Annotated in this window: 20 protein-coding genes; 14 read left to right on the top strand and 6 right to left on the bottom strand. The window is 71.3% G+C overall.

Translation table 11 applies throughout. The annotated features are described in order from the left end of the window. From H0523_RS26990 to H0523_RS26965, 6 genes are all read left to right on the top strand, one after another. On the top strand, window positions 1-1,532 hold a 1,532-nt coding region (locus H0523_RS26990; RefSeq protein WP_180180205.1), incomplete at its 5' end, for a 3-hydroxyacyl-CoA dehydrogenase. Between the two features lie 25 nt (window positions 1,533-1,557). Then, window positions 1,558-2,739 (top strand): acetyl-CoA C-acyltransferase, encoded by a 1,182-nt coding sequence (locus H0523_RS26985; RefSeq protein WP_054434784.1) that lies wholly within the window; start codon window positions 1,558-1,560, stop codon window positions 2,737-2,739. A gap of 11 nt (window positions 2,740-2,750) precedes the next feature. Next, window positions 2,751-3,947, top strand: coding sequence for an acyl-CoA dehydrogenase family protein (locus H0523_RS26980; protein ID WP_054460995.1), 1,197 nt, complete (start codon window positions 2,751-2,753; stop codon window positions 3,945-3,947). 9 nt (window positions 3,948-3,956) lie between these two features. After that, the gene (locus tag H0523_RS26975; protein WP_054434779.1) at window positions 3,957-5,090 is read left to right on the top strand and encodes an acyl-CoA dehydrogenase family protein; all 1,134 of its coding nucleotides are present in this window, start codon (window positions 3,957-3,959) and stop codon (window positions 5,088-5,090) included. A 17-nt stretch (window positions 5,091-5,107) separates the two neighbouring features. Next, on the top strand, window positions 5,108-7,051 hold the full coding sequence (locus H0523_RS26970; protein ID WP_054434777.1) for an acyl-CoA synthetase: 1,944 nt from the start codon (window positions 5,108-5,110) through the stop codon (window positions 7,049-7,051). A gap of 40 nt (window positions 7,052-7,091) precedes the next feature. Continuing rightward, complete coding sequence (locus tag H0523_RS26965) at window positions 7,092-8,078, top strand: tripartite tricarboxylate transporter substrate binding protein (protein WP_054434775.1); 987 nt, start codon at window positions 7,092-7,094, stop codon at window positions 8,076-8,078. Between the two features lie 60 nt (window positions 8,079-8,138). Here H0523_RS26965 and H0523_RS26960 read toward each other — a convergent pair whose 3' ends face one another. Further along, window positions 8,139-9,182 (bottom strand): D-cysteine desulfhydrase family protein, encoded by a 1,044-nt coding sequence (locus tag H0523_RS26960; RefSeq protein WP_054434773.1) that lies wholly within the window; start codon window positions 9,180-9,182, stop codon window positions 8,139-8,141. A gap of 211 nt (window positions 9,183-9,393) precedes the next feature. Continuing rightward, entirely contained in the window at window positions 9,394-10,308 is a 915-nt protein-coding gene (locus H0523_RS26955; RefSeq protein ID WP_054434771.1) for a LysR family transcriptional regulator, read from the bottom strand. Window positions 10,309-10,440: 132 nt separating this feature from the next. Here H0523_RS26955 and H0523_RS26950 point away from each other — a divergent pair, with 132 nt between their 5' ends. From H0523_RS26950 to H0523_RS26935, 4 genes are all read left to right on the top strand, one after another. Further along, window positions 10,441-11,415: a tripartite tricarboxylate transporter substrate binding protein gene (locus H0523_RS26950; RefSeq protein ID WP_054434769.1), complete on the top strand. Its 975-nt coding sequence runs from the start codon at window positions 10,441-10,443 to the stop codon at window positions 11,413-11,415. Window positions 11,416-11,447: 32 nt separating this feature from the next. Further along, window positions 11,448-12,851, top strand: a complete 1,404-nt coding sequence (locus H0523_RS26945) for a dipeptidase (RefSeq protein ID WP_054434767.1) — start codon at window positions 11,448-11,450, stop codon at window positions 12,849-12,851. 174 nt (window positions 12,852-13,025) lie between these two features. Then, on the top strand, window positions 13,026-13,712 hold the full coding sequence (locus H0523_RS26940; RefSeq protein ID WP_054434765.1) for a GntR family transcriptional regulator: 687 nt from the start codon (window positions 13,026-13,028) through the stop codon (window positions 13,710-13,712). A 133-nt stretch (window positions 13,713-13,845) separates the two neighbouring features. Then, window positions 13,846-14,292 carry a universal stress protein gene (locus H0523_RS26935; RefSeq protein ID WP_054434763.1) on the top strand — a complete coding sequence of 149 codons (447 nt, stop codon included), beginning with the start codon at window positions 13,846-13,848 and terminating at the stop codon, window positions 14,290-14,292. Between the two features lie 78 nt (window positions 14,293-14,370). Here H0523_RS26935 and H0523_RS26930 read toward each other — a convergent pair whose 3' ends face one another. Continuing rightward, entirely contained in the window at window positions 14,371-15,246 is an 876-nt protein-coding gene (locus H0523_RS26930) for a LysR family transcriptional regulator (protein WP_054434761.1), read from the bottom strand. Window positions 15,247-15,364: 118 nt separating this feature from the next. Between H0523_RS26930 and H0523_RS26925 the strand changes: the two genes are divergently transcribed. Continuing rightward, on the top strand, window positions 15,365-16,888 hold the full coding sequence (locus H0523_RS26925; protein ID WP_054434759.1) for an MFS transporter: 1,524 nt from the start codon (window positions 15,365-15,367) through the stop codon (window positions 16,886-16,888). On the opposite strand, the gene H0523_RS26920 is transcribed toward H0523_RS26925, so the two are convergent. Continuing rightward, window positions 16,885-17,538 carry a TetR/AcrR family transcriptional regulator gene (locus H0523_RS26920; protein ID WP_231689948.1) on the bottom strand — a complete coding sequence of 218 codons (654 nt, stop codon included), beginning with the start codon at window positions 17,536-17,538 and terminating at the stop codon, window positions 16,885-16,887. The genes H0523_RS26925 and H0523_RS26920 overlap by 4 nt on opposite strands. A 150-nt stretch (window positions 17,539-17,688) precedes the next feature. On the opposite strand from H0523_RS26920, the gene H0523_RS26915 reads away from it, so the two are divergent. The 3 genes from H0523_RS26915 (at window position 17,689) to H0523_RS26905 (ending at window position 21,617) form a co-directional block, all read left to right on the top strand. Further along, the gene (locus tag H0523_RS26915) at window positions 17,689-19,863 is read left to right on the top strand and encodes a TonB-dependent receptor (protein ID WP_054434827.1); all 2,175 of its coding nucleotides are present in this window, start codon (window positions 17,689-17,691) and stop codon (window positions 19,861-19,863) included. 1 nt (window position 19,864) lies between these two features. Beyond that, window positions 19,865-21,055 carry an MFS transporter gene (locus tag H0523_RS26910; protein WP_054434755.1) on the top strand — a complete coding sequence of 397 codons (1,191 nt, stop codon included), beginning with the start codon at window positions 19,865-19,867 and terminating at the stop codon, window positions 21,053-21,055. Window positions 21,056-21,149: 94 nt separating this feature from the next. Next, a complete protein-coding gene (locus tag H0523_RS26905; RefSeq protein WP_054434753.1) occupies window positions 21,150-21,617 on the top strand; it encodes a MarR family winged helix-turn-helix transcriptional regulator in 468 nt (155 codons plus the stop codon). A gap of 110 nt (window positions 21,618-21,727) precedes the next feature. On the opposite strand, the gene H0523_RS26900 is transcribed toward H0523_RS26905, so the two are convergent. Beyond that, window positions 21,728-23,044 (bottom strand): MFS transporter, encoded by a 1,317-nt coding sequence (locus H0523_RS26900; RefSeq protein ID WP_054434751.1) that lies wholly within the window; start codon window positions 23,042-23,044, stop codon window positions 21,728-21,730. A gap of 211 nt (window positions 23,045-23,255) precedes the next feature. After that, a partial coding sequence (locus tag H0523_RS26895; protein ID WP_180180204.1) for a cytochrome c occupies window positions 23,256-25,516 on the bottom strand: 2,261 nt, incomplete at its 5' end.

Here is a 25,516-nt window from a genome sequence, read left to right as displayed (position 1 = left end):
CGCAAGGCGCCGCGCCGCGCCGCAGCCGCGACGGCCAGGCGCTGGCCGATAAAGCCGCCGCCCTGGCCGCGATCGACGCCGCCGGCCAGCGCAGCGCCGCCACCACGCGCGGCCTGTTCTCGCCGGCAAAGATCCTTGAAGCGGTGCGCGCCGCCGTCGAATTGCCGTTCGACGAGGGCCTGCGCACCGAACGCGCGCTGTTCCTGCAATGCCTGGACAGCCCGCAGCGCGCCGGCCTGATCCACGCCTTCTTCGCCGAACGCGAAACCGCCAAGATCCCCGAACTGAAGCAGGCCAGGCCGCGCCGGCTCGAGCGCGTCGGCGTGATCGGCGGCGGCACGATGGGCGCCGGCATCGCGGTGGCGCTGCTGGACGCGGGCCTGCCGGTGGTCATGGTCGAGCAGGACGACGCCGCGCTGGCGCGCGGCCGCCAGCGGGTCGAGCACGTCTACGACCTGCTGGTCGGCAAGAACCGCATGAGCGCCGACGAGCGCGGCGCCCGCCTGGCGCGCCTCACCGGCGCCACCGACTACGCGGCACTGGGCGATGCCGACCTGGTCATCGAGGCCGTGTTCGAGGACATGGACGTCAAGCAGGCCGTGTTCACGCAGCTGGACCGCGTGGTCCGGCCCGACGCGGTGCTGGCCACCAACACCTCGTACCTGGACGTGGACCGCATCGCCCAGGCCACGCGCGATCCGGGCCGCGTGCTCGGGCTGCACTTCTTCTCGCCCGCCAACATCATGAAGCTGCTGGAAGTGGTGGTCGGCCGCGACACGGCGGCCGACACCGTGGCCACCGGCTTCGAACTGGCGCGCCGCCTGCGCAAGATCGCGGTGCGCGCGGGCGTCTGCGACGGCTTCATCGGCAACCGCATCCTGGCGGTGCACCGCCAGGCGGCCGACATGATGATGGAAGACGGCGCCTCGCCCTACGACATCGACGCGGCGGTGCGCGACTTCGGCTATCCCATGGGTCCGTACCAGATGGTGGACCTGGCCGGCGGCGACATCGGCTGGGCCACCCGCAAGCGCCGCGCCGCCACCCGCGACCCGGCGCTGCGTTATGTGCAGATCCCGGACCGCCTGTGCGAGCGCGGCTGGTTCGGCCAGAAGACCGGCCGCGGCTTCTACCTGTACCCCGACGGCGCGCGCCACGGCACGCCCGACCCGGAAGTGCTGGCCATCATCGACGCCGAGCGCCAGCGCGCCGGCGTCGCCCCGCGCGCCTTCAGCGCCGAGGACATCCAGCGCCGCTACCTGGCGGCGATGATCAACGAGGCGGCCAACGTGCTGCGCGAGGGCATCGCGCTGCGGCCGTCGGACATCGACATGGTGTTCCTGTCGGGCTACGGCTTTCCGCGCCACCGCGGCGGGCCGATGCACTACGCCGACCGCGTCGGACTGGCCAACGTGCTGGCCGACATCCGCGCGTACGCCAAGGAAGACCCCGCGTTCTGGAAGCCGTCGCCGCTGCTGATCGAGCTGGCCGAATCCGGCCGCGATTTCGCCAGCCTGAACCAGGCCGCCTGACCCCACTCACCCAACGGAAACCGATATGCGCGAAGCCGTCATCGTCTCCACCGCCCGCACGCCCATCACCAAGGCGCAGCGCGGCGAATTCAACCTGATCGCCGGGCCGACCCTGGCCGCCCACGCGGTGCGCGCCGCGGTCGAACGCAGCGGCATCGACCCCGCCCTGATCGAGGACGCCTTCATCGGCTGCGGCTACCCCGAGGGCGCCACCGGCCGCAACATCGGCCGCCAGGCGGTGATCCGCGCCGGCCTGCCGGTCAGTGTCGGCGGCGCCACCGTCAACCGCTATTGCGCCTCGGGCCTGCAGGCCATCGCCTCGGCCGCGGCGCGCATCGTCATGGACGGCGCGCCCGCCATGCTCGCCGGCGGCGTCGAGCTGGTCTCGCAGATCCGCACCCGCGACGACGGCGTCAGCGGCATGGACCCGTGGATCGTGGCCAACAAGCCCGAGCTGTACCTGCCCATGATCGAGACCGCCGACATCGTCGCCGCGCGCTACGGCATCAGCCGCGAGGCGCAGGACCGCTTCGCCGCGCAGAGCCAGGCGCGCACCGAGGCCGCGCAGGCCGCCGGCCGCTTGCGCGAGGAGATCATCGCCGTGACCACCACCATGGCCGTCACCGACCGCGCCACCGGCGCCGTGTCGGAACGCGAGGTCACGGTGGACCAGGACACCTGCAACCGCCCCGGCACCACCTACGAGGCGCTGGCCAAGCTGGCGCCGGTGCGCGGCCCGGACCAGTTCGTGACGGCCGGCAACGCCTCGCAGCTGTCGGACGGCGCCGCCGCCTGCGTGCTGATGGAAGCGGCCGAGGCGCAACGCGCCGGCATCCGCCCGCTGGGCGCGTTCCGCGGCCTGGCGATCGCCGGCTGCGAACCCGATGAAATGGGCATCGGCCCGGTCTACGCCGTGCCCAAGCTGCTGGCGCGCCACGGCCTGAAGGTCGACGACATCGACCTGTGGGAACTGAACGAAGCCTTCGCCTCGCAGGCCCTGTACTGCCAGGAGCGCCTGGGCATCCCGATGGAGCGGCTGAACGTCAACGGCGGCTCGATCGCGCTGGGCCACCCGTTCGGCGTCACCGGCGCCCGCCTGGCCGGCCACGTGCTGCTGGAAGGCCGCCGCCGCGGCGCGCGCTACGCCGTCGTCACCATGTGCGTGGGCGGCGGCATGGGCGCGGCCGGCCTGTTCGAAATCTACTGAGGAATCGCCCGATGGATCTGGAATTCACCCCCGAAGAAAACGCCTTCCGCGACGAGGTCCGCGCCTTCCTGGCCGCGCACCTGCCGGCGCGCCTGTCGGCCAAGGTCACGCAGGGCAAGCTGCTGGCGCGCGCCGACATGGTCGAATGGCACGCCATCCTCAACCGCCAGGGCTGGCTCGCCAGCCACTGGCCGGTGGAATACGGCGGCACCGGCTGGAGCGCCACGCAGAAGTTCATCTTCGACAACGAATGCGCGCTGGCCGGCGCGCCGCGCATCGTGCCGTTCGGCCTGAGCATGCTGGGGCCGGTGCTGATCAAGTACGGCAACGAGGCGCAGAAGCGCCACTGGCTGCCGCGCATCCTGGACGGCTCGGACTGGTGGTGCCAGGGCTATTCCGAGCCCGGCGCCGGCTCGGACCTGGCCTCGGTCAAGACCACCGCGGTGCGCGACGGCGACCACTACGTCGTCAACGGCCAGAAGACCTGGACCACGCTGGGCCAGTACGCCAACATGATCTTCTGCCTGGTGCGCACCTCCAGCGAGGGCCGGCGCCAGGAAGGCATCAGCTTCCTGCTGATCGACATGGCCAGCCCGGGCGTGCAGGTGCGCCCCATCATCACGCTGGACGGCGAGCACGAGGTCAACGAGGTGTTCTTCTCGGACGTGCGGGTGCCGGTCGAGAACCTGGTGGGCGAGGAAAACCGCGGCTGGACCTGCGCCAAGTACCTGCTGACCTATGAGCGCACCAACATCGCCGGCGTCGGCCAGTCGACCGCGGCGCTGGAGCGCCTGAAGACGGTGGCCGCCAGCCAGAAGAAGAACGGCCGCCCGCTGGCCGAGGATCCCGACTTCGCCGCGCGGCTGGCGCGGGTGGAGATCGAACTGGCCAACATGCGCACCACCAACCTGCGCGTGGTGGCGGCGGTGGCCGGCGGCGGCGCGCCCGGCGCCGAAAGCTCGATGCTCAAGATCCGCGGCACCCAGATCCGCCAGGAGATCACAGCGCTGAACCGCCGCGCCATGGGCCCCTATGCGCGCCCGTTCGTGGCCGAGTCCCTGCACGACGGCTACGACGCCGCGCCCATCGGCCCCGAGGGCGCCGACAGCGCCGCGGCGCAGTACTTCAACAACCGCAAGCTGTCGATCTTCGGCGGCTCCAACGAAATCCAGAAGAACATCATCTCCAAGATGATCCTGGGACTGTAAAGGCCGGCCATGAACTTTGAACACACCGAAGACCGGCGCATGCTGTCCGACATGCTGCGCCGCTTTGTCGCCGAACAATACGACTTCGCCACGCGCGAGCGCCACGCAAAAATGGCGCAAGGCTACAACCCCGAATTCTGGCGCCGCTATGCCGAACTGGGCGCCATCGGCGCGCTGTTCGCAGAGGAGCACGGCGGCCTGGGCGGCGCGGGCTTCGACATCAGCGTGGTGTTCGAGGCGCTGGGCCGCGGCCTGGTGCTGGAACCCTTCCTGGATGCGTTGATGGTCGGCAGCGCCATCGCCCGCGCCGGCAGCGCGGCGCAGCGCGAGGCGCTGGACGGCCTGATCGCGGGCAGCATCACCGCCGCGCTGGCCGCGGCCGAGCCCGGCTCCGGCTACGCCCTGAACGAGGTGCGCGCGCGCGCCGAGCGCAGCGGCGACGGCTGGGCGCTGAACGGCGCCAAGGCCGTCGTGACGGGCGGCGAGCATGCCGACCTGTTCCTGGTGTCGGCGCGCACCAGCGGCGCCGAGGACGACGCAGCCGGCATCAGCCTGTTCCTGGTCAGCGCCGGCACGCCGGGCGTGACCGTGCGCGGCTACGACCTGATCGACGGCGGCCGCGCCGCGGAACTCGGCTTCGAGAACGTGGCGCTGGGCGCCGACAGCCTGCTGGGCGAGGCCGGCGCCGGCCATGCGCTGCTGGAGCATGCCACCGGCCGCGGCATCCTGGCGCTGTGCGCCGAGGCCGTGGGCGCGATGGACTGCGCCCGCGACGCGACCCTGGAATACCTGCGCACGCGGCGCCAGTTCGGCGTGCCGATCGGCAGCTTCCAGGCGCTGCAGCACCGCATGGCCGACGTGCTGCTGGAGATCGAGCAGGCGCGCTCGGCGGTCATCAACGCCGCGGCCGCGCTCGACCACCCCGACCGCGCCACGCGCGAACGCGCGCTGTCGGCCGCCAAGTACACCATCGGCCGCATCGGCACGCTGGTGGCCGAAGAGAGCATCCAGCTGCACGGCGGCATCGGCATGACCTGGGAGCTGCCGCTGGCGCATTACGCCAAGCGGCTGGTCATGATCGACCACCAGCTGGGCGACGAGGACCACCACCTGCGGCGCTACATCGCCCTGGGGCGGGCCTGAGCGGCGAGGAGCACATCATGACGCAGGCCCGCACAGACGCCCCCATCGCCCCGCCCCTCGCCCGGCCCTTCTCGGCCCCCTTCCCGGTCAGGACCGCCGCCGACGTCCAGCGCCTGGCGGCGCGGCCGCTGGCCGAAACGCTGACGGTGCAAAGCACCTACGAGCTCTTCCGCAACTCGGCCGCCGCCTTCGGCGACCGCCTGGCGCTGACCTTCCTGCGCAGCGCCGACCCCGACGAACCGGCGATCAGCTGGAGCTACAACGAACTGCTGGCCGGCATCCACCAGACCGCCAACCTGCTGCACAGCCTGGGCGTGGGTCCGACGGATGCGGTCGGGGTGCTGCTGCCCGGCTGCCTCGAATACCACCTGGCGCTGTGGGGCGGCGAGGCCGCCGGCATCGTGCAGCCGCTCAACCCGCTGCTGACCGAGGACAAGCTGGCCTCGCTGCTGGCCACCGCCGGCGCCAAGGTGCTGATCGCGTATGGCTCGGACACCGAGTGCGAGTCGTGGTCCAAGGCCCTGCGGCTGCGCGAGCGGGTGCCATCGCTGCGCACGCTGCTGCGCGTGGCGCCGCATGACGAACCGCCGTCGCGGCGGCCGGCGCTGCCGGACGACGCGCTCGACTTCAACAGCGCGCGCGCCGCCCAGCCGCTGGACCGGCTGCTGAACGAACGCGTGATCCGCGCCGACGACGTGGCCGCCTATTTCCATACCGGCGGCACTACCGGGGCGCCCAAGCTGGCCATCCATACCCACGCCAACCAGGTCTTCACGGCCTGGGCGGCGGTGCAGCTGCAGGGCGCGGGGCCGGGCGACGTGGTCATCAACGGCTATCCGCTGTTCCACGTGGCCGGCGTGCTGCCCGCCTCGCTGGCGGCGCTGTCGGCCGGCGTGCAGACCGTGATCCCGACCACGCTGCTGCTGCGCAACCGCGAGGTGCTGCGCAACTACTGGCGGCTGGTGGAGCGCCACCGCGCCACCTCGCTGCAAGGGGTGCCCACCATCCTGGCGGCGCTGGCCGAGATTCCGCTGGACGGCGCCGATATCTCGACCCTGCGCTACTGCCGCACCGGCGCCGCGCCGTTGCCGGCGGAGCTGGCGGCGCGCTTCGAGCGCCTGTTCGGCCTGCACGTGAACGAAAGCCTGGGCATGACGGAAATGGCCGGCATCACCTCGATCACGCCGCCCGGCTCGGACTTCCCGGTCAATTGCGTGGGTTTTCCGCTGCCCTACGTGCAGGTGCGCGTGGTCGGCCTGGACGCGCCCGCCGGCCAGCCGGCGCGCGACCTGCCGCCCGGGCAGGCCGGCATGCTGCTGTTCAAGTCGCCCAACGTGATTCCCGGCTTTCTCGACCCCGAGGACACCGCCCGCGCCTTCACCGAGGACGGCTGGCTCATCAGCGGCGACGTCGGCTTCCTCGACACCGAGGGCCGCCTGCACCTGCAGGGCCGCGCCAAGGACCTGATCATCCGCGGCGGCCACAACATCGATCCCAAGACCATCGAGGACGCGCTGGCCTCGCATCCGGCGGTGCGCATCTGCGCCGCGGTGGGCGCGCCCGATCCGTACGCGGGCGAGCTGCCGATCGCCTTCGTGACCCTGGCCGACGACGTCGAGGTCTCCGAGGCCGAGCTGGTCGCCTACGCCGCCGCCCACGTCGACGAGGCGCCGGCGCGGCCCAAGCGCGTGATCGTGCTCGAGCAGATGCCCATGACCAACGTCGGCAAGATCTACAAGCCCGACCTGCGCCGCCTGGCGACGGCGGTCTCGGCGCGCGCCGTGGTCGAGCGCGTCCTCGAACAGGCCGGCCTGCCGCCGGACAGTCCCCTGCTGCGCGTGCTGCCCGACGCGCAGCCCGACGTCGCCGTCGAAGCCGACGCCGCCACCCCCGCGCCGCTGAAGGAGCAGCTGCGCGAGGCCTTGCAACGATTGCCGGTCAAGGTCGCCCTGCGCGGCTGACCGGCGCCCCATAAAAAAACCACACTGGAGACACGCCCCCATGGCCCATCAACCCCTGCGCCGCGCCTGCGTCGGCGCCCTGCTGCTGGCGCTGGCCGGCGGCGCGCTGGCGCCCGCCGCGTCGGCGCAAAGCGCCTTTCCCAATCGCCCCATCACCCTGATCGTGCCGTTCCCGGCCGGCGGCTCCACCGATCGCCACATGCGCATCGTGGCGCAGGACGCTTCCAAGTACCTGGGCCAGCCGGTCGTGGTCGAGAACCGGCCCGGCGTCGGCGGCACGCTCGGCCCGGCCACCATGTCGCGCACCGCCAAGCCCGACGGCTACACCGTCGCGCTGTACACGCTGGCGATGCTGCGCATGCCCTACATGCAGAAGACCTCGTGGGATCCGATCAACGACTTCACCTTCATCCTGGGGCTGTCGGGCTACACCTTCGGCTTCACGGTGCGCGCCGACTCGCCCTACAAGACCTTCAACGAATACATCGAAGCCGCGCGCAAGAACCCCGGCAGCGTCGACTACGGCTCGACCGGCGTGGGCTCATCGCCGCACCTGCTGATCGAGGAAGTGGCCATCAACGCCAAGGTCAAGCTGAACCACGTGCCGTACAAGGGCAACGCCGACATGCAGCAGGCGCTGCTGGGCGGCCACGTGATGGCGCAGAGCGACGCCACCGGCTGGGACCAGTTCGTGGACTCGGGCAAGATGAGGCTGCTGGTGACGTTCGGCGACAAGCGCACCACGCGCTGGCCCGACGTGCCCACGGCGCAGGAGCTGGGCTACAAGGTCGTGTCGACCTCGCCTTATGGCCTGGCCGGCCCCAAGGGCATGGACCCGGCGGTGGTCAAGACGCTGCATGACGCCTTCAAGAAGGCGCTGTTCGACCCGGCCAGTATCGAGATCATGAAGCAGCTGAACCAGGAGCCGGCCTACCGCGACAGCGCCGACTACAAGGCCTGGGCGCAGGCCACCTACGTCAAGGAAAAAAGCCTGATCGAGTACCTGGGACTGATGGCCAAGGACTGACGCCCCACCCCTGGTTTCGTCCAGGACGGGCCGGACGCCTCGCGGCGGCCGGCCCGTTTTTCATTGGAACGCGGACTTGTAGGCGTACAGGCCGGGCGCGCCGCCCGTCATCACGAACAGCACGTCGCTGCCCGGCGCGTGGCGGCCGGCGCGCAGGTCGGCCAGCAGGCCGGCGAAGGCCTTGCCCGAATACACCGGATCGAGCAGCAGCCCTTCGCTGCGCGCCAGCAGGCCGACCGCCTCCAGCATGGCCGGCGTCGGCACGCCATAGGCCAGGCCGCGCTGGCTGCCATCGACCAGGATGTCGTTGGGCGCCGGCGCCGCGATCTCGTCCGCCTGGCCCTGCGCCAGCAGCGCCAGCGTGGCGGCGGTGAGGTCGACCGTCTTGGCATGCGCGACCTCGACGTCGGCCAGCGTGGTGAACGACTGCACGCGGGTGGCGGGCAGGCCCGCCGCGACCACGCCAGCCGCCAGGCCGGCATGGGTGCCGGCGCTGCCGTTGGCCACCACGATGCGGGCGAAGTCCGCGCCCAGTTCACGCGACTGCGCCAGGATCTCCAGCGCGCAGGCGGCGTAGCCGAGCGCGCCGATGGGCGTCGACCCGCCCAGCGGCGCCAGGTAGACGCGGCGCCCGGCCAGCTCCAGCGCGCGCACCCGCTCCAGCGCCGCCGCCATGGCATCGGCGCCCGCCGGCAGCGCATGCACCGTCGCGCCGAACAGGCGGTTCAGCAGCATGTTGCCGTTTTCCTCGTAATCGACGTCGTCGCGCGGCACCACCCGGCCCAGCACCAGCTCGCAGGCCATGCCGGCGCGGGCCGCGGCCGCCGCGGTCAGGCGCGCGTGGTTCGATTGCAGGCCGCCGACCGTCACCACCGTATCGGCACCCTGCGCGCGCGCCTCGCCCAGCAGGAACTCCAGCTTGCGCAGCTTGTTGCCGCCGCCGCCCAGCGACATGTGATCGTCGCGCTTGACGTACAGGCGCACGCCGTTGGCCGCGGCGCCCAGCGCCGCCTCCAGTCCGGCCAGGCGCTGGATCGGCGTGGGGCCATCGAGCAAGGCATGACGGGGAAAGCGCTGCAACGCGGACGAAAGGCCAGTGGGCATGGGGAATCCAGGAAAAGAGGCATGGCCGGCGGCGCGCGCCGCCGACGCGGGACGCCGACCGCAGCAGGATACGCCAAGACGGCCGCGCGATTGATCAGGGCTGGCATGCCGATTGTGCAGAAAGCGGCATGAATCCGCCGCGCCAGGGGCGGTCCACACCGCAAGGCGCGTCCCAGGGCCTGTGCGAGGCTTCTTGTCGTGTGAACCGGCCCTAGCCCTCGGCGGCCGAACCCTGCGCGGCCCGCCGCATCTGCTCGAAACAGAACTCGCGCGCGATGCGGGTGGCCGGGCTTTCGCTGCGGCCGCGCAGCGTGACGAAGGCGAAGTGCGCCGCGATGTCGAAGTCCGGCGGCGGCGGCAGGCGCGCCAGGCGGCCCGCGGCGATCGGCCCCGCGGCCGACGCCAGCACGCCCAGATAGACCGCGTCCGAGCGCGCGGCGATATCGAGCAGGCCGGCGATGTCCTCGCTCTCCATGTGCAGTTCGAAGCCGTCCGGCCGCGCCGCCGCGACGCGCCGCCGGATCTCCGGCGACAGGCCGGTGGACATCACCGGATAGGCCAGCACCTGCGGCAGAGACGGCGCGGGGCCCGCCAGCAGTGGATGGTCCGGGCGGCAGACGAAGCCCGACGCCAGGCTGGGCATGGCGGCCACGTCCAGGTCGGCGTCGTTGTCCAGCGTGCGCACGTGCACCACCAGCGCGTCCAGGGCGCGTTCACGCAGGCCGGCGAGCAGCGCGTCGGTCGGCCCGCGCGACAGGCGCACGCGCAGCCGCGGATAGGCGTCCATCACATGGCGCATCAGCGGCACGCTGAACAGCGCGCTGGGCGCGGCGCCCAGGCCCAGCGCCACCGCGCCGGCCTCGCCCTGCGCCAGCAGCTCGGCCTCGCGCCGGATCTCGTGCACCTCGGCCAGCACCCGGCGGGCGCGCGCGGCCACCTGCCGGCCCAGCGGCGTGGCCTCGTTGCGCTTGCCGATGCGGTCCACCAGCGGCGCCCCCAGCTCGGCCTCCAGCAGCTGGATGCTGCGGCTGAACGCCGGCTGCGACAGATGCAGCGATTCCGCGGCGCGGGTGAACGAGCCGGTTTCCAGCAGCGCCACCAGATGGGCCAGTTGCGAAAGATTCATGAAGACTCCGGCCGCGGCCGCGCCGCGAATAATCATGCATAAAACGCATTGTAATCAGCCAATCAATCGATTGGACATATGAAAACAGCGCTTCTAGCATTCCGGAAAACACACAACACCCAAGGGAATCCGATGAAGACATTGCTGTTATCCGCCGTCACCACGCTCGCCCTGCTGGCCACGGGCGCCGCCGCCGCCGAAGACTACCCCGTCCGGCCGGTATCGCTGATGGTGCCGTATCCGGCCGGCGGCGCCAGCGACATCACGGCGCGCGCGCTGCAGGGGCCGATGACCGGGACGCTGGGCGGCCAGGTCATCGTCGAGAACCTGGGCGGCGCCAACGGCGTGCTCGGCGCCAATCGCGTGCTGGGCGCCAAGGCCGACGGCTACTACGTGTTCCAGGGATCGCCCAACGAACTGATCCTGGCCGGACTGACCAACAAGTCGGTCCACTACCGGCCCGAGGCCTTCCGCATGATCGCGCCGGTCGCCACCTCGCCCTATGTCGTGATGACGCGCGCCGGGCTGGGCGTGGCCAACGTCGATGAACTGGTGGCGCTGGCCAGGCGCGGCGGCGCGCCGCTGACCTATGGCTCGGGCGGCGCGGGTTCGATGATCCACCTCATCACCGAGGCCCTTGCCAAGCGCGCCGGCCTGACGCTGACGCACATCCCCTATCGCGGCGCGTCGCCGCTGCTGACCGACATGGCGGGCGGCCAGATCGACTTCGCCATCGTGCCCTATCAGGCCAACTACGCGGACCTGCGGCGCGAAGGCCGCATCCGCATCATCGGCACCCTCAACCGCGAACGCCTGCCGATGCTGCCCGATGTGCCCAGCGTGCAGGAGAGCGCCAGCCTGAAGGATTTCAACTACACCATCTGGACCGCCTACATGGTCAAGCAGGGCACGCCCGACGCGGTGGCGCAGAAGCTGCACGCCGCGGTCGAGGCGGCGCTGGCCGACCCCGCCGCGCGCAAGACGCTGCTGGCCCAGGGCAAGATCCTGTTCGAGCCGCAGACCCTGGCCGCCAGCGAAGCCTTCTATGCCGAACAGACCGCGCGCCTGACCGAACTGGTGCGCAGCAGCGGTTTCCAGGCCGAATGAGCGGCCGCCCTTTTCCTTCCCACGGAGTCTGCATGTCCGACACTCTCATCCAGCCGGTGCTGGCGCATCTCGACGAGCGCCAGCCGTCCATCGCGCACTGGCTCAAGGCGTTCCTGCGCATCCCCAGCGTCAGCGCCGACCCGGCCTTTGCCGAGCACATGGCGCAGGCGCGCGACTTCCTGTGCGAGCGGCTGCGCCGCGAGGGGCTGCACAACGTGCAATTGCTGAACGGCGGCGGCGAGCCGGCCGTCTACGGCGAGTGGCTGGGCGCGCCCGGCAAGCCCACGCTGCTGATCTACGGCCACTACGACGTGCAGCCCGCCGACCCGCTGGAACTGTGGCGCACGCCGCCCTTCGAGCCGACCCAGGTCGGCGACCGGCTCTATGCGCGCGGCGCCTCCGACGTCAAGGGCTCGACCACCGTGGCGCTGGAGGTGGTGTTCGCCTTCCTGGCCACGCTGCGCAGTTGCCCGGTCAACATCAAGGTGTTCATCGAGGGCGAAGAGGAAACCGGCAGCCCCACGCTGCGGGCGCTGATCCAGCGTCACGGCGCCCTGCTGGCCGCCGACGCGGTGCTGTCGGCCGACGGCGGCCGCGCCAGCGCCCAGGTGCCGACCATCAACACCGGCGCGCGCGGCAACGCGGCGCTGGAGGTGCGGCTGCGCACGGCGGCCAAGGATCTGCATTCCGGCCGCTATGGCGGCGGCGTGCGCAACGCGCTGCACGACATGGCCGCGCTGCTGGCCACGCTGCATGCGGCCGATGGCCGCGTCGCGGTGGCCGGCTTCGACGACGACGCCACGCCGCCCACGCCGCGCCAGCGCCAGGACACGGCCGCGTTTCCCTATGACGAGGCGGCGTTCTTCGACGACGTGGGCGCGGCCAGCCATGGCGAGCCGGGCTACAGCCCGCGCGAGCGCATCACGCTGCGCCCGGCGCTGGACGTGAACGGCATGTGGGGCGGCTACACCGGCGCCGGCACCAAGACCATCATCGCCTGCGAGGCCTCGGCCAAGCTGACCGTGCGCGTGGTCGAAGGCCAGGACCCGGCGCGCGTGATCCGCGCGGTCCTGGCGCACCTGCGGGCCCACTGCCCGCCCGGCGCCGCGCTGGAGGTGGTGGCGATGCACGACGGCTCGCCGGCCTCGACGCTGGCGCCGGACCATCCGCTGGTGCGCGCGGCCCAGGCGGTGCTGCAGGCCGGCGACGGCCGCGAGCCGATCCACGTGCGGCTGGGCGCCACCGTGCCCATCACCTCGGTGTTCAAGGAGACGCTCGGCATCGACACGCTGATGTTCGGCTTCAACCTGCCCGACGAGGACGTGCACGCGCCCAACGAGTTCTTCCGCATCGGCTCGATCCGCGAGGGCGTGCAGGCCTGGACGCGGCTGCTCGACGCGCTCGGCCAGTACCAGCCGGCGGCGTTCCGCGCCTGAGCGCGGCGGGCCCGGGGCCGGGGCAAGGCCCCAGGCCCCGCCGCGCGGACTCGCGGGGGGATCGCGCGGCGGACGCCAACAATTTTGGTATGCAATAAATGTTGCCAGTCCGGTATCGGATTTTGATAGACTGACCGCCTCGACAGCCCCACCCCGGCCCCGCGGCCGCGCTCCATGACCCAGGAAGTTCCCGCCGATCCCAGCGCCGACGATATCGCCAAGGCCATTGCCGCCGCCATCGTGGCGCACCGGCTGCCGCCCGGCACCCGTCTGCGCGAGGAAGCCCTGGCGCGCGTCTACAAGGTCAGCCGCACCAAGATCCGCGCGGCCCTGCTGATGCTGTCCAAGGACAAGCTGATCAACATCGTGCCCGACAAGGGCGCCTTCGTCAGCAAGCCCGACGCCAACGAGGCGCGCGAGGTCTACGCCGTGCGCCGCATCCTCGAGGCCGCGCTGGCGCGCGAGTTCGTGGCGCGCGCCACGGCGGCCGACTACCGCCGCATCGACGCCCACCTGGCCGAGGAACGCGCGGCGGTGGAAAGCGGCGACGTGCAGACGCGCAACCGCCTGCTGGGCGACTTCCACATCCTGCTGGCCGAGACCGTCGGCAACTCGGTGCTGACTGGCATGCTGCGCGAGCTGTCGGCGCGCAGCGCCGTGATCACCGTGCTGTACCAGAGCTCACACGACGCCAGCTGCTCCTCGCGCGAGCACCACGCCTTCATCGACGCGGCCCGCGCCGGCGACACCGCGCGCGCCTGCGCGCTGATGGACGAGCACCTGGAACACGTGCAGACCGCGCTCGACTTCGACGAAGACGCCCACGCCGCCAGCGACCTGGTCACCGCCCTGTTGCGCTGACGCGCGCGCCCCGCCCGCGGCTTGATCGCGCGCAAGGTTTGATTCCGCGCAAACGGCGCCGCGCCTCCTCCCGATACAGTGTTACGTAGTCGCCGCCTGTCGCGGCGGCCGCTGCACAAACACGGGAGACACCATGTACAAGCACATTCTCATTCCCACGGACGGCTCGCAATTGTCCTCGGAAGCCCTGGTCGAAAGCCTCAATCTGGCCAAGTCGCTGGGCGCCCGCACCACCATCCTCACGGTCGAGGAACCCTTTCACGTCTTCGCCATGGGCGCCGCGCAGGTGGCCCACAGCCTGAGCGAGTACCAGGACCAGATCCGCGCCCAGGCCGAGCGCCTGCTGAGCGCGGCCGCCACCCAGGCGCGCGAGGCCGGCGTGCCGTGCGAAACGCTGCGCGCCACCGATGAAGACCCCTATCGCGCCATCATCAACGCCGCCGCCGAGCGCGGCTGCGACCTGATCGCCATGGCCTCGCACGGCCGCCGCGGCATGGCCGCGGTGGTGCTGGGCAGCCAGACCCAGAAGGTGCTGGCGCATTCCACCACGCCGGTGCTGGTGTACCGCAAGCAACGCTGAACCGCGCCGGCCCGCGGGCCGGCGTCCCCGGGGCCGCCGCGCATCCACGCGAACAGCGGCGGCCTTTCCCCCGGAGCATCACGGCCCGGGATGCAGCAACTGCTCCATGCGTTCCTGGATCCAGCGCACGGTGGCGCTGGGCGTATGCCCCTGCAGCCACAGCGTGCGCACCGGCAGCGGCGGCAGCGACAGGCCGACGCAGGGCACGCAGGCCAGGTCCTTGCGGTAGCCCTCGTACTCGGCGATGTTCAGCGGCAGGATCGCCCAGCCCAGGCCGTCGACCGCCATCGCCGCGATGCTGTAGAAGCTGTCCGAGCGCCAGGCCGACGGGCTCATCACCACGTCCTCCACCCCTTCCATCTGCATCACCAGCTGGCGATGGCGCGCCAGGTCATTGCGCGTGACCTCGGGCAGCGCCGCCAGCGGATGATCGCGCGCGACGAAGATGCCCTGGCCGACGTCGCCCAGGTAGCGGTGGGCGAAGGCCGGGCCCGGGTCGCCGCGGTCGAAGTGGAAGGCCACGCTGGCGCGGCCCTGCTGCACGTAGTCCGCCACCTCGGTGGCGGTGCCGTTGAGCTGGCTCAGTTCCAGCGCCGGAAAGCGCGTCGACACTTCCCGCACCAGCACGGCCAGCACGCGGTCGGGCAAGGCTTCGTCGAGCGCCACGCTCAGGCGCGCATCCTGCCCGGCGGCGAATGACAGCGCGCGCTGTTCCAGGCCGGCCGCCTGGCGCAGCAATTCGCGCGCCTCCAGCAGCAGCACTTCGCCGGCCCGCGTCAGCGTGGCGTTGCGGCGCGAGCGGTCGAACAGCTCCACGCCCAGGTCCGCCTCCAGCAGGCCGAGCGACGTGCTGACGGCCGATTGCGCCCGGCCCACCTGGCGCGCGGCCGCCGAAAACGAGCCGGCGTCCGCCGCCGCCACGAAATGCCGCAGTTGTTCCAGGGTCCAGTTCATTGCCACTCCGCGCCGCGGCCGCCGCATGGCCGCCCAATCAATCTATTTTATAGATGGATTCAAACTTTTTGTTATTGATATCCAGATGGAAAATGCCGTGCGCTACAGGAGTAAACGCATGACGCAGCGCAATTCTTCCCTCTCCAATACCGCTACCGCCACCGCGGCCGCCCCCGGCCGCTGGCTGGTGCTGGCCATCGTGTCCAGCGCCCTGTTGCTGATCGTGGTCGACATGACAGTGCTTTACACCGCGCTGCCGCGGCTCACGCACGAGCTGGGCGTGACGGCTTCGTCCAAGCTCTGGATCGTCAACATCTACGCGCTGGTGGTGTCCGGCCTGCTGCTGGGCATGGGCACGCTGGGCGACCGCCTGGGGCACAAGCGCCTGTTCATGATGGGCCTGGCCGTGTTCGGCGCGGCCTCGCTGGCGGCGGCCTATTCGCCCAACCCGGCCGCGCTGATCGCGGCGCGCGCGGTGCTGGCGGTGGGCGCGGCCATGATGATGCCGGCGACGCTGTCGATCCTGCGCCTGACCTTCGCCGACGAGCGCGAGCGCGCCATCGCCATCGGCGTCTGGGCCTCGGTGGCCTCGGGCGGCGCGGCGCTCGGTCCGGTCATCGGCGGCATCCTGCTGGAGCATTTCTGGTGGGGCTCGGTGTTCCTGATCAACTTGCCGATCGTGCTGCTCGCGCTGCCGCTGGCGCGCCGCTACATCCCGGCCGGCCAGCCGGACCGCCAGCGCCCCTGGGACCTGGTCGGCTCGCTGCAGGTGATGGTCGGCCTGATCCTGACCGCCTATGCGCTCAAGGAGCTGGGCCGCGCCCAGCCGTCCTGGCTGGACGCCGCGCTGGCCTGCGCCGGCGGCGCCGCGATGCTGTTCATCTTCGCCCGGCGCCAGCGCGCGCGGCCCCATCCGCTGATCGACTTCGCCATCTTCCGCAACCGCAGCTTCAGTTCGGCGGTGGCCTCGGCGCTGTTCGCGGCGGCGGCGCTGCTGGGCATGGAGCTGGTGTTCAGCCAGCGCCTGCAGCTGGTGCTGGGCATGTCGCCGATCGAGGCCGCGCTCTACATCCTGCCGCTGCCGCTGGCCGCGTTCATCGCCGGCCCGCTGGCCGGCTGGCTGCTGCCGAGGGTGGGCAGCGCGCGCCTGCTGTTCGTCTCGCTGCTGGTGTCCGGCCTGGGCATGGGCGGTTACCTGTTCAGCTACGACGGCGCGCTGACGTCGCAGATCGCCAGCCTGTGCGTGCTGGGCGTGGGCATCGGCGCCACCATGACGGCCGCCTCCAGCACCATCATGCAGAGCGCCACGCCCGAGCGCGCCGGCATGGCCGCGTCGATCGAGGAAGTCTCGTATGAACTGGGCGGCGCGCTGGGCGTGACACTGATGGGATCGATCCTGTCGGGCGTCTACGCGCACACCCTGGACGTGCCCGCCGGCCTGCCCGCGGCCGCGGCGCGCGACAGCCTGGACGAAGCGCTGGTCCTGGCCGAGGGCCTGTCCAGCGACGCGGGAGCCGCGCTGGCGCGGCTGGCCCGCGACGCGTTCGACGCGGGCTACACCGCGGTCATCGCCACCGCCACCGTGCTGCTGCTGGCCACCGCGTTGCTGGTGCTGGTGAACCGCGTGCGCGGCGGCGCCTAGGCGGCATCGCCCGGCCGCCGCGCCCCCACCAGGCTCAGCACGTAGTCCAGGAACGCGGCCTCGTCCGGCATGGCGCCGCCGCCCGCCGCGATGGCGTCGGCCACTTCGAGCTGACTGTGCAGCCAGTACTGGATCAGCGCGCCGGTGGTGATCATGGCCTGTCCGGCCGGAATGTCGGCGCGCACGAAGCCGGCCTTCTGGGCCTGCGCGAAGACCGGCACGAACAGCTGGTTCAGGCGTGCCGAGCGCGCCCGGCGCTCGGCTTCCTGCGCCCCCATCACGCGCCACAGCTGGAAACGCAGGGCGGCCGGGTGCGTCTTCCAGTAGCGCAGATAGCTGCCCACCATGTCCGGCACCGTGCGCGCCGTGACGGGCTGGCGCGCGATCGGCTCGATCGCGTCCAGGAAATCCTCGGTGATGCATTCCCCCACCTTGGACCAGAGGCTTTCCTTGTCCTTGAAGTGGTGATGGATCAGCCCCGGCGAGACCTTGGCTTCCTGCGCGATCAGCCGCATGGTCGAGCCGTCGAAACCCAGGCGGGCGAACAGCGTCAGCGCCGATTCGAGGATCACGTCGCGGGCGTCGGGCGTCGTGTATTGCGAGCGCAGCTCTGTCATGCCGGGGGTCTCTGTGAGGATGGAATCAGCCATGTTACGGGTCCGGAATGCATTGATCAATTGACTGACCAAACGTTTAGTCAATAGAATTGCGACAAATTCTCATTAACCGCACTGGAGTTTGTCGTGTCCCCGTCCCCCGCGCTGCCGCGCCGTCGCCTGTCCCGTCCCCTGCTGCTGGCGATGTCGCTGACCCTGATCCCGTTCTCAACGCGGGCGCAGACGCCCACCACGGCCGCCGACGCCGCGCCGGCCGCGGCGGCGGCCTCGACCGCGCCCCAGGCCGGCGCCGCCGAGCTGCCTGCCGTCACCGTGACCGCGCGCAGGCGCGAGGAAAGCGCGCAGGACGTGCCCATCAGCATGACCGTGCTGAACGGCGAGCAACTGCGCGCCGACGCCGCGCCGCAGGCCGGCAACGCCGGCCTGGCGCGCTCGGCGCCCAACCTGGCGTTCACCGACACCGGCGGCCAGAACTCCAACGTCTTCACCATTCGCGGCGTGGGCTCGTTCGCGCCGCTGTCGCCGGACGACACCTCGGTGGTGATGTACGCCAACGACGTGCCGCGCTCGGTCTACGGCGCGCCGCCGACGCTGCTGGACGTGAACCGGGTCGAGGTGCTGCGCGGGCCGCAAGGCACGCTGTTCGGCCGCAACACCCAGGGCGGCGCCATCAACGTGATCGCCAACCAGCCGGTGTTCGACCGCGAATACACCGTGCGCGGCGAGATCGGCTCGCACGGCCACCGGCTGGGCGAACTGATCGCCAACGAGGCCCTGTCGGACACCGTGGCCGCGCGCCTGGCGCTGCGCTACACCACGGTGGACGGGACCACCCCCAACCTGGCTTCGGGCGGCAGGGACGGCTGGGCCGACGTGGGCGCGGCGCGCGCCACGGTGCTGTGGACGCCCGGCGCCAACACCGTGGTGACGGTCACCGGGTCGTACGACCAGCAGAAAGCCGCTGCGCCGCGCTTCGTATGGCTGCAGAACCCGCGCTTTCCGCAGACCGCCTCGGATCCCGAGAACAAGATCGACTGGAAGGACAGCAGCGGCAGCGTCAAGGTCGAGCACGAGTTCGAGCACTTCACCCTGACCTCGCTGACCAGCTACCTGGATTCGCGCTCGCGCCAGGCCTTCGACCTGACCGACGGCCTGATCTATTCGGCGATGACCGGCCGGCCCGCGTCCGTGTACAACGTGCCCTACGCCGACTACGCCGACATCCGCTTCCAGGAACAGAGCTGGCAGCAGGAATTCCGCCTGAGTTCGCCGGAGACCAGCGCGCTGGGCTGGACCGTGGGCGCCAACTACTTCCATTCCAGTTTCCGCAACGACACCACCGCCAAGGCCTCGCCGGCGGCGTTCAACTTCCAGACCCAGAACGGCACCCAGGCCAACCGCATCAAGACCGACAGCGCCTCGCTGTTCGGCGAGGCCAGCGTGCCGCTCACGCCCAGGCTGAAGGCCCTGGCCGGCCTGCGCTACACGCACGAGGCCAAGGACGCGCGCTACCGCTACACCGGCAACGGCAACCCGGCGGTGGTGGCCAACTTCAGCCAGCACGACACGCTGTCCGACAATTTCGTCACCGGCCGCACCGGCCTGTCGTATGACTGGAGCGACGCGCTGATGACTTACGCCACCGTGTCGCGCGGCTATGTCTCGGGCGGCTTTGCCGGCGTGTCCGTCAACACGCCGACCGGCAAGCCGGAAACGCCGTTCGAGGCCTCGACCAGCTGGACCTACGAACTGGGCTTCAAGTCGCAATGGTTCGACCGCCGCCTGGACCTGAACGGCTCGGTGTTCCTGAACGAGGTCAAGCGCGGCCACCTGATCGTGTTCAACCCGTCGGCGCTGCTGTTCACGCCCGCCTCGCTCGACTACCGCAGCAAGGGCGCCGAACTGGAATTCGCGGCGCGCGTGCATCCCAACGTCAAGCTGATCGGCGGCGCCGGCTACACCCACGCCGAACTGGTCTCGGTGCCCGCCGGCAGCGCCACCGGCGCGCAATCGGGCAACCGCGTGCCCAACGTGCCGCGCCTGACCGCCAACCTCGGCGTGGAGGTCGAAGCGCCGGCGCGGCCGCTCGGCCTGCCCGGCCAGCTCAATGGCCAGATCGTCTGGCAGCACGTCGGCGCGCGCGCGGCGGACGTCAAGGAAAGCTTCACCCTGCCGGCCTACGACGTGGTCAACCTGCGCGCCGGCTGGCGCGACGGGCCGCTGGAAATCTACGGCTTCGTCTACAACCTGTTCGACAAGCAATACCTGGTGGCGGGCCAGAGCTGGGGCCCCACGGTCAGTTCGGTGCGGCTGGGACAGGAGCGCCTGGCCGGCGTCGGCATGAGCTGGAAGTTCTGACATGCGGACCGGCCAACCCGCCGCGCCCTGGGCGCGCCTGGCCGCCATCGCGGCCCTGTACGTGTCGCTGGGCGCGGTGCTCGGCTTCGTGCAGGGCGGCGTCGGCCCGATCCTGCGCGACAAAGGCCATGCGCTGGCCTCGATGGCGCCGGTGTTCGCGCTGTACCTGCCGTTCGGCGTGACCTTCCTGTGGGCGCCGCTGGTGGACCGCTGGCGCCTGCCCTGGCTGGGCCGGCGCAGCGGCTGGATCGTGGCGGCGCAAGGCCTGGCGGTGCTGCTGGTGGCCGCGATCGCGCTGGGCGGCGCGCTGTCGCTGGCGGCACTGTTCGGGCTGGGCCTGGCGGCGACGCTGGCGGTCGCCACCATGGACGTGGCGCTGGACGCCTGGACGGTCGAGCACATCGCCGACGCCCATCGCGGCGCGGCATCGGCGGCCAAGGTCGGCGGCCTGTCGCTGGGCGCGGTGCTGGGCGGCGGCGTGCTGGTCGGCCTGTTTCCCCGCCTGGGCTGGGAAGGCGCGCTGCTGTGGTTGGCCGCCCTGATGGCGCTGGCGACGCTGCCGGCCTGGCGCCTGCCCGACCACGCCGCGCCAGCGCCGGCGCGGCAAGCCAGGCCGGGCCTGCGGGCCGCCCTGCGGCAGCCGGCCATGGCCGCACGCCTGCTGCGCATCAGCCTGGTCACCTGCGCGCTGATGGCGCTGTTCAACCTGAACCGGCTGATGCTGGTGGACCTGGGCGTGCCGCTGGCGCGCATCGGCTGGGTGCTGGGCGTGGCCGCGCCGCTGGCCAACCTGGCGATGGCGCTGGCGCTGCCGGCGGCGCTGCGGCGCTACGCCCCGCGGCCCTTGCTGTGGGCCTTGCTGGCGGCCACCGTGGCCAGCGCGCTGGCCATCGTCATGGCCCTGCGCATCGGCAACGCCGACCTGGCCATCGCGGCCTCGATCGCGATCAGCGCCTGCGTCAGCGGCCTGTACATCGTCATGGGCGGCCTGATCCTGGGCTGGGCGGCGGGCGGCCAGGCCGCCACCGACTATGCGCTGCTGTACGGCCTGGGCCGCTTCGTCGGCACGCTGGCGCTGCTGGGCATGCCGGCGCTGATCGCCCGCATCGGCTGGCCGGCGTTCTATGCGACGGCCGCCGCCTGCGCCACGCTGGCCGTCGGCGTCTTCATGGCGGCGCTGCGAAAAACCTGATCCCTGTCGGCACAAAGGCGGCAAGCCCCGTAAACTTCCGGACATTCCCATTGAGATAGATCATCGTACCCAGGGTATGGCTTCGGATAGGCTTATGCGAAACGTGAAAGACAAGTCCGCCCCCGACAAGGACAGCTATTTGTTCTCCGACCAGATTGGACACCTGCTGCGGCGCGTGTACCAACGGCATACCGCCCTGTTCCAGCAGTACATCCCCGACTCGCAGCTGACCGCGGCGCAGTTCGTCGTGCTGTGCTCGGTGCGCGACAACCAGGGCAGTTCGCTGGCGGATATCGTCAAGGCCACGGTCATCGACCAGGCCACGGTGCGCGGCGTGGTCGACCGGCTCAAGCAGCGCGAGCTGGTGCGCGTCGACCACGACCCGCACGACCGCCGCAAGGTGGTGATCAACCTGACCCCGGTGGGCCAGGAGCTGGTGCGCAAGATGGAGCCCTTCGCGCTGCAGATCACCGAAAGCACCTACGGCAAGCTCAATCCCGCCGAGCGCCTGGCGCTGGAATTCCTGCTGCGCAAGATGATCGAGGGCGACGCCGGGGAATGAGGCCTGCTAAATGAGGCGTCCGGGCGTCCGGCATACGGGCTGCCGGCGTCCGGGCAACCCGCATCCGGGCGGCGCGCGTCCGCCCGGATAAGCCCCCTTCCCCTGACGGATCAGTCCAGCGCGCGGTTGCGCGACTCGACGTCCACCGCCCGGATCGACAGGGCCGCGGCCAGCAGCATGGCCGCCAGCACCGCCAGCGCCAGCGTGAAGTGGGTGGCCATGATCGGCGCGATGATGGCCGGCGCGAACAGGCCGCCAAAGCGCGCCACGGCGCCCGCCAGGCCCATGCCGCTGGCGCGCAGGTCGGTCGGGTAGACCTCGGGCGTGAAGGCGTACAGCGCGCCCCAGGTGCCCAGCAGCGCGAAGCTCATCAACAGCGTCGAGCCGATCACCAGGAAGCTCGAGGTGCCCAGGCTGTACAGCATGCACCCCACCGCGCTCAGGATCAGGAAGCCCACCAGCGTCGGCTTGCGGCCCCAGCGTTCCACCCCGTAGGCCGACAGCGCGAAGCCCGGCAACTGCACCAGCGCCAGCAGCACCAGGAATTCCTGGCCGCGCATGAACGCGAAGCCCTGGCTGCTGAGCTTGATCGGCAGGTAGACGAACACGCCGTAGTAGGCGATGGAGATCAGCGCCCAGGCCAGGCACAGCGCGATGCTGCGGCGGCGCAGCGTGTTCGAGAACAGCGCCGACAGCGGCTTGCGCTCATGCAGTTCCGGCTTGAGCTCGGGGATGTCGGTCGGACGTCCGTTGACGCGGGCCACGCGCTCGAGCACCTTGCGCGCCTGTCCCGACTTGCCGTTGCGGTTCAGGTACATCGGCGACTCGGGGATGTAGAAGCGCAGCACCACGCCGATCAGCGCCGGCAGGCCGGTGACGAAGAAGATCACGCGCCAGGCATCGTCGCCCCACGACAGCGCGGCCAGGGCCAGCAGCGCCAGGCAGATCGTGCCCAGGGCCCAGAACGACTCCAGCAGCACCAGCCAGCGGCCGCGGCGTTCGCTCGGCAGGAACTCGGCCATCATGGTGTAGTCCACCGGCAGCGTGCCGCCGACACCGATACCGGTGACGAAGCGCAGCAACAGCAGCCAGGCGAAGTCCGGCGCGAAGGCCGAGGCCACGCCGGCGCAGGCGTCGATGACCACCGCCATCATCAGCACCGGCCGCCGGCCGATGCGGTCGGCCAGCCGGCCGAAAGCGAAGGCGCCGATCAGCATGCCGACGAAGAACGCGGTGCCGGTCTGCAAGGCCTCGGGCACCGGGATACCGAAGGTGCGGGCGATCGAAGGCGCGCTGAAGCCGATCGACAGCACCTGCATGGCGTCGGCCAGCCAGACCAGGCCGAAGATCATGAACAGCCGGTACTGGAACTTGCCGACGCCGGCTGTCTTGATGCCTTGTTCCACCGTGATGAATGAAGCTGACATATGCGTGATTCCCTTTGTGTGTCGCGCGCAGGGTCCGCGCCCGATACGGGCGTCGGCCCCGGTCCGGTACGCGGCCGCCCCCGCGGATGCGGGATGCAGCAACGCCCCTCGGCGCCGGGCAGGCGTCGATGGAAAACCGATGCGCGCGATGTTGTGTCGCGAGGCGCGGCCGGATCCGCCATGGATCGCGAACCGCCGCCCCGTCTTCCCCTTACTGCGGCTGCGCGTGCTGGCGCAGCTTGCCTATCGTCGTCGTGTCAACTGGCCAAGCCTCTTCCTCCGGCGCGAACCGCGCGCGCAAATAGTCGATCAAATCGCCGATCTGCCTGTCGTCCAGGCTGTTGCCGAACGCCGGCATGTAGCCCAGGGCATCGTCGGCCGGGGCCTGGATGCCATGGAGGATCACCTGGATCAGGTTGTCCGGCGATGCGGCGTGCAGATTGGTGTTCTGGCCCAGCAGGGGCTTGACCCCGAACAGGGTCGGCCCGCTGCCGGCTTCATGGCAGACGGCACAGGCGTTCTGGTAGATGCGTTCGCCGCTGGCGCGGCGCAGCGTGATGGCCTCGCTGACGGCGGCGGGCGCGGCGACAGCGGCGGCGGTGGTTACGGTCGTGGCCGTCGGGGCGGCGACAACGCTGGCCGACGCGGCGGCGCTAGCCGATCCGGCCGCGCTTGCCGTGGCCGTGGCCGTGGCCGTCGCGCGCGCCGACGACGGCGTCCGCCCCGGCACCGCCATCAGGTAGGTGACGATGGCCTTCAGGTCGCTGGCCGGCAATTCGGCCAGCCCATGGATCACGGGCGCCATGGGGCCCGCGGCCACGCCATGGCGCGGCGAATAGCCGGTGCGCAGGTACTGGAACAGCTCCTCGCCCGACCAGGCCCGCTCGCCCGTGGCGAGCTGGTTCAGCGCCGGCGCGTTCCAGCCCTCGGCCTGGCCGCCGGCCAGGTAGGCCAGGCCGCCCTTCTCCGCGCCCAGCGCGTTGCGCGGCGAATGGCAGGCGGCGCAGTGGCCCACGCCTTCCACCAGATACGCGCCGCGGTTCCATTCGGCGTCCTGCGACGGATCCGGCGTGAACGGCTTGGGATCGTGGAACAGCAGGTTCCAGCCGGCCAGCAGCGGCCGCAGGTTGAACGGGAAGCCCAGTTCGGTGCGCGGCGGCGTCGCGGCCACCGCGGGCTGCGACATCAGGTAGCCGTACAGCGCCTGCAGGTCGGCGTCGCTGAGCTTGGCATAGGCCGTGTAGGGAAACGCCGGATACAGCTGGCGGCCGTCCTGGTGGATGCCCTGGCGCATGGCGCGTTCGAAGGCCGCGTATGACCAGCGGCCGATGCCGGTCTGCGCATCCGGGGTGATGTTGGTGGAATAGATGACGCCGAACGGCGTCTCCAGCGCCAGGCCGCCGGCGTTGCGGGCGCCGCCCGGCGCGGTGTGGCAGGCCACGCAGTCGCCGGCGGCGGCCACCAGCCGGCCACGCTCGATCGCCTGCGTCGAATACAAAGAAGCGTCGGGCCCGGCCGTCAGCGGCAGCGCCGGCTTCAGCGGCCACAACGCGGTGGCCATGGCCGCCAGTCCGGCCGCGCCGGCCGCCAGCCAGCCCCAGCCGCGGTGCAACGCGCCTTTCCCGCTGGCCGCGCGCCGGTCCGCCAGCGCCAGCCGTAGCTGGCCCGCGTCGAACGGCGCCTGCCGCAGGCGCACGCCGGTGGCGTCCTGGATGGCGTTGGCGATGGCGGCGGCGGCGGGCAGCGTCAGCACGCCGTCCACATCCAGCCGCCCGTCCCGCAACGGGCCGGGCACGCCCGACGCCGCGATGGTCATTGCGCCCGCGGCCGACGGTATCGGCTCGGCGCCGCGCCATTCGTCGAACGCCGCCGGGCCGGCGATGAGGCGGCGGGCATCGGCCAGCCGCTCGGGTTGCTGGCGCGTGATGGCCAGGCGCGTGGCGGCGCCTTGCGCGGCGCGCAGGTCCTGGCTGTCGTGGCCGGCGACCACCCGCGTCACCTCGATCCGCCCGGTGGCGGGCTGGATCGCCACGTCGGCCACCCAGGCGCTCCAGACCATGTGCGCCGAACCGTCCTCGGCCTCGCAGCGCACCTGCGCGGTGGCGAAGCCGCTGCCGTGCAGCAGGCCATCGGCCGTCGTCACCGGATCGCGCGCCGCGGCCTGCTCCACCACCTGCCGCGCCAATTCATGGCCGCGCGCATCGGCCAGGTGCCGCAGCCGCCAGCCGACCGGATCCTCGCCCGCCGCCAGCGCCTGTTCGTGCCACAGGCTTTCGCCGGCGAACACCTGGGCCGCATTCAATTCATCGACGTCCGCGTGCAGCAAGGCATGCGAGGCCGCCGGCGCCAGCACCGGGCTGTCGCCCTGCACGGTGGCATGGCCGCTGGCCTGCGCGCGGCCGGGCCGCGCCAACAGGCGCGCCAGGCTGGGACGCACCGCCCAGGGCTGGGCCGAACGCAGCGCCGGGCCCT

The organism is Achromobacter insuavis (genome assembly GCF_902859645.1).
Taxonomy (GTDB): Bacteria; Pseudomonadota; Gammaproteobacteria; order Burkholderiales; family Burkholderiaceae_B; genus Achromobacter; species Achromobacter insuavis.
Note: the sequence above shows the minus strand (reverse complement) of the source record. Positions and strands in the feature narration are given on the sequence as shown.

Coding starts and splice junctions, on each gene's coding strand:
- H0523_RS26930 (WP_054434761.1), bottom strand. CDS start 15,246: ATGAACTGGACCCTGGAACAACTGCGGCATTTCGTGGCGGCGGCGGAC.
- H0523_RS26960 (WP_054434773.1), bottom strand. CDS start 9,182: ATGCCCACTGGCCTTTCGTCCGCGTTGCAGCGCTTTCCCCGTCATGCC.
- H0523_RS26910 (WP_054434755.1), top strand. CDS start 19,865: ATGCGGACCGGCCAACCCGCCGCGCCCTGGGCGCGCCTGGCCGCCATC.
- H0523_RS26925 (WP_054434759.1), top strand. CDS start 15,365: ATGACGCAGCGCAATTCTTCCCTCTCCAATACCGCTACCGCCACCGCG.
- H0523_RS26970 (WP_054434777.1), top strand. CDS start 5,108: ATGACGCAGGCCCGCACAGACGCCCCCATCGCCCCGCCCCTCGCCCGG.
- H0523_RS26950 (WP_054434769.1), top strand. CDS start 10,441: ATGAAGACATTGCTGTTATCCGCCGTCACCACGCTCGCCCTGCTGGCC.
- H0523_RS26965 (WP_054434775.1), top strand. CDS start 7,092: ATGGCCCATCAACCCCTGCGCCGCGCCTGCGTCGGCGCCCTGCTGCTG.
- H0523_RS26915 (WP_054434827.1), top strand. CDS start 17,689: ATGTCGCTGACCCTGATCCCGTTCTCAACGCGGGCGCAGACGCCCACC.
- H0523_RS26900 (WP_054434751.1), bottom strand. CDS start 23,044: ATGTCAGCTTCATTCATCACGGTGGAACAAGGCATCAAGACAGCCGGC.
- H0523_RS26985 (WP_054434784.1), top strand. CDS start 1,558: ATGCGCGAAGCCGTCATCGTCTCCACCGCCCGCACGCCCATCACCAAG.
- H0523_RS26940 (WP_054434765.1), top strand. CDS start 13,026: ATGACCCAGGAAGTTCCCGCCGATCCCAGCGCCGACGATATCGCCAAG.
- H0523_RS26975 (WP_054434779.1), top strand. CDS start 3,957: ATGAACTTTGAACACACCGAAGACCGGCGCATGCTGTCCGACATGCTG.
- H0523_RS26905 (WP_054434753.1), top strand. CDS start 21,150: ATGCGAAACGTGAAAGACAAGTCCGCCCCCGACAAGGACAGCTATTTG.
- H0523_RS26920 (WP_231689948.1), bottom strand. CDS start 17,538: ATGGCTGATTCCATCCTCACAGAGACCCCCGGCATGACAGAGCTGCGC.
- H0523_RS26955 (WP_054434771.1), bottom strand. CDS start 10,308: ATGAATCTTTCGCAACTGGCCCATCTGGTGGCGCTGCTGGAAACCGGC.
- H0523_RS26945 (WP_054434767.1), top strand. CDS start 11,448: ATGTCCGACACTCTCATCCAGCCGGTGCTGGCGCATCTCGACGAGCGC.
- H0523_RS26935 (WP_054434763.1), top strand. CDS start 13,846: ATGTACAAGCACATTCTCATTCCCACGGACGGCTCGCAATTGTCCTCG.
- H0523_RS26980 (WP_054460995.1), top strand. CDS start 2,751: ATGGATCTGGAATTCACCCCCGAAGAAAACGCCTTCCGCGACGAGGTC.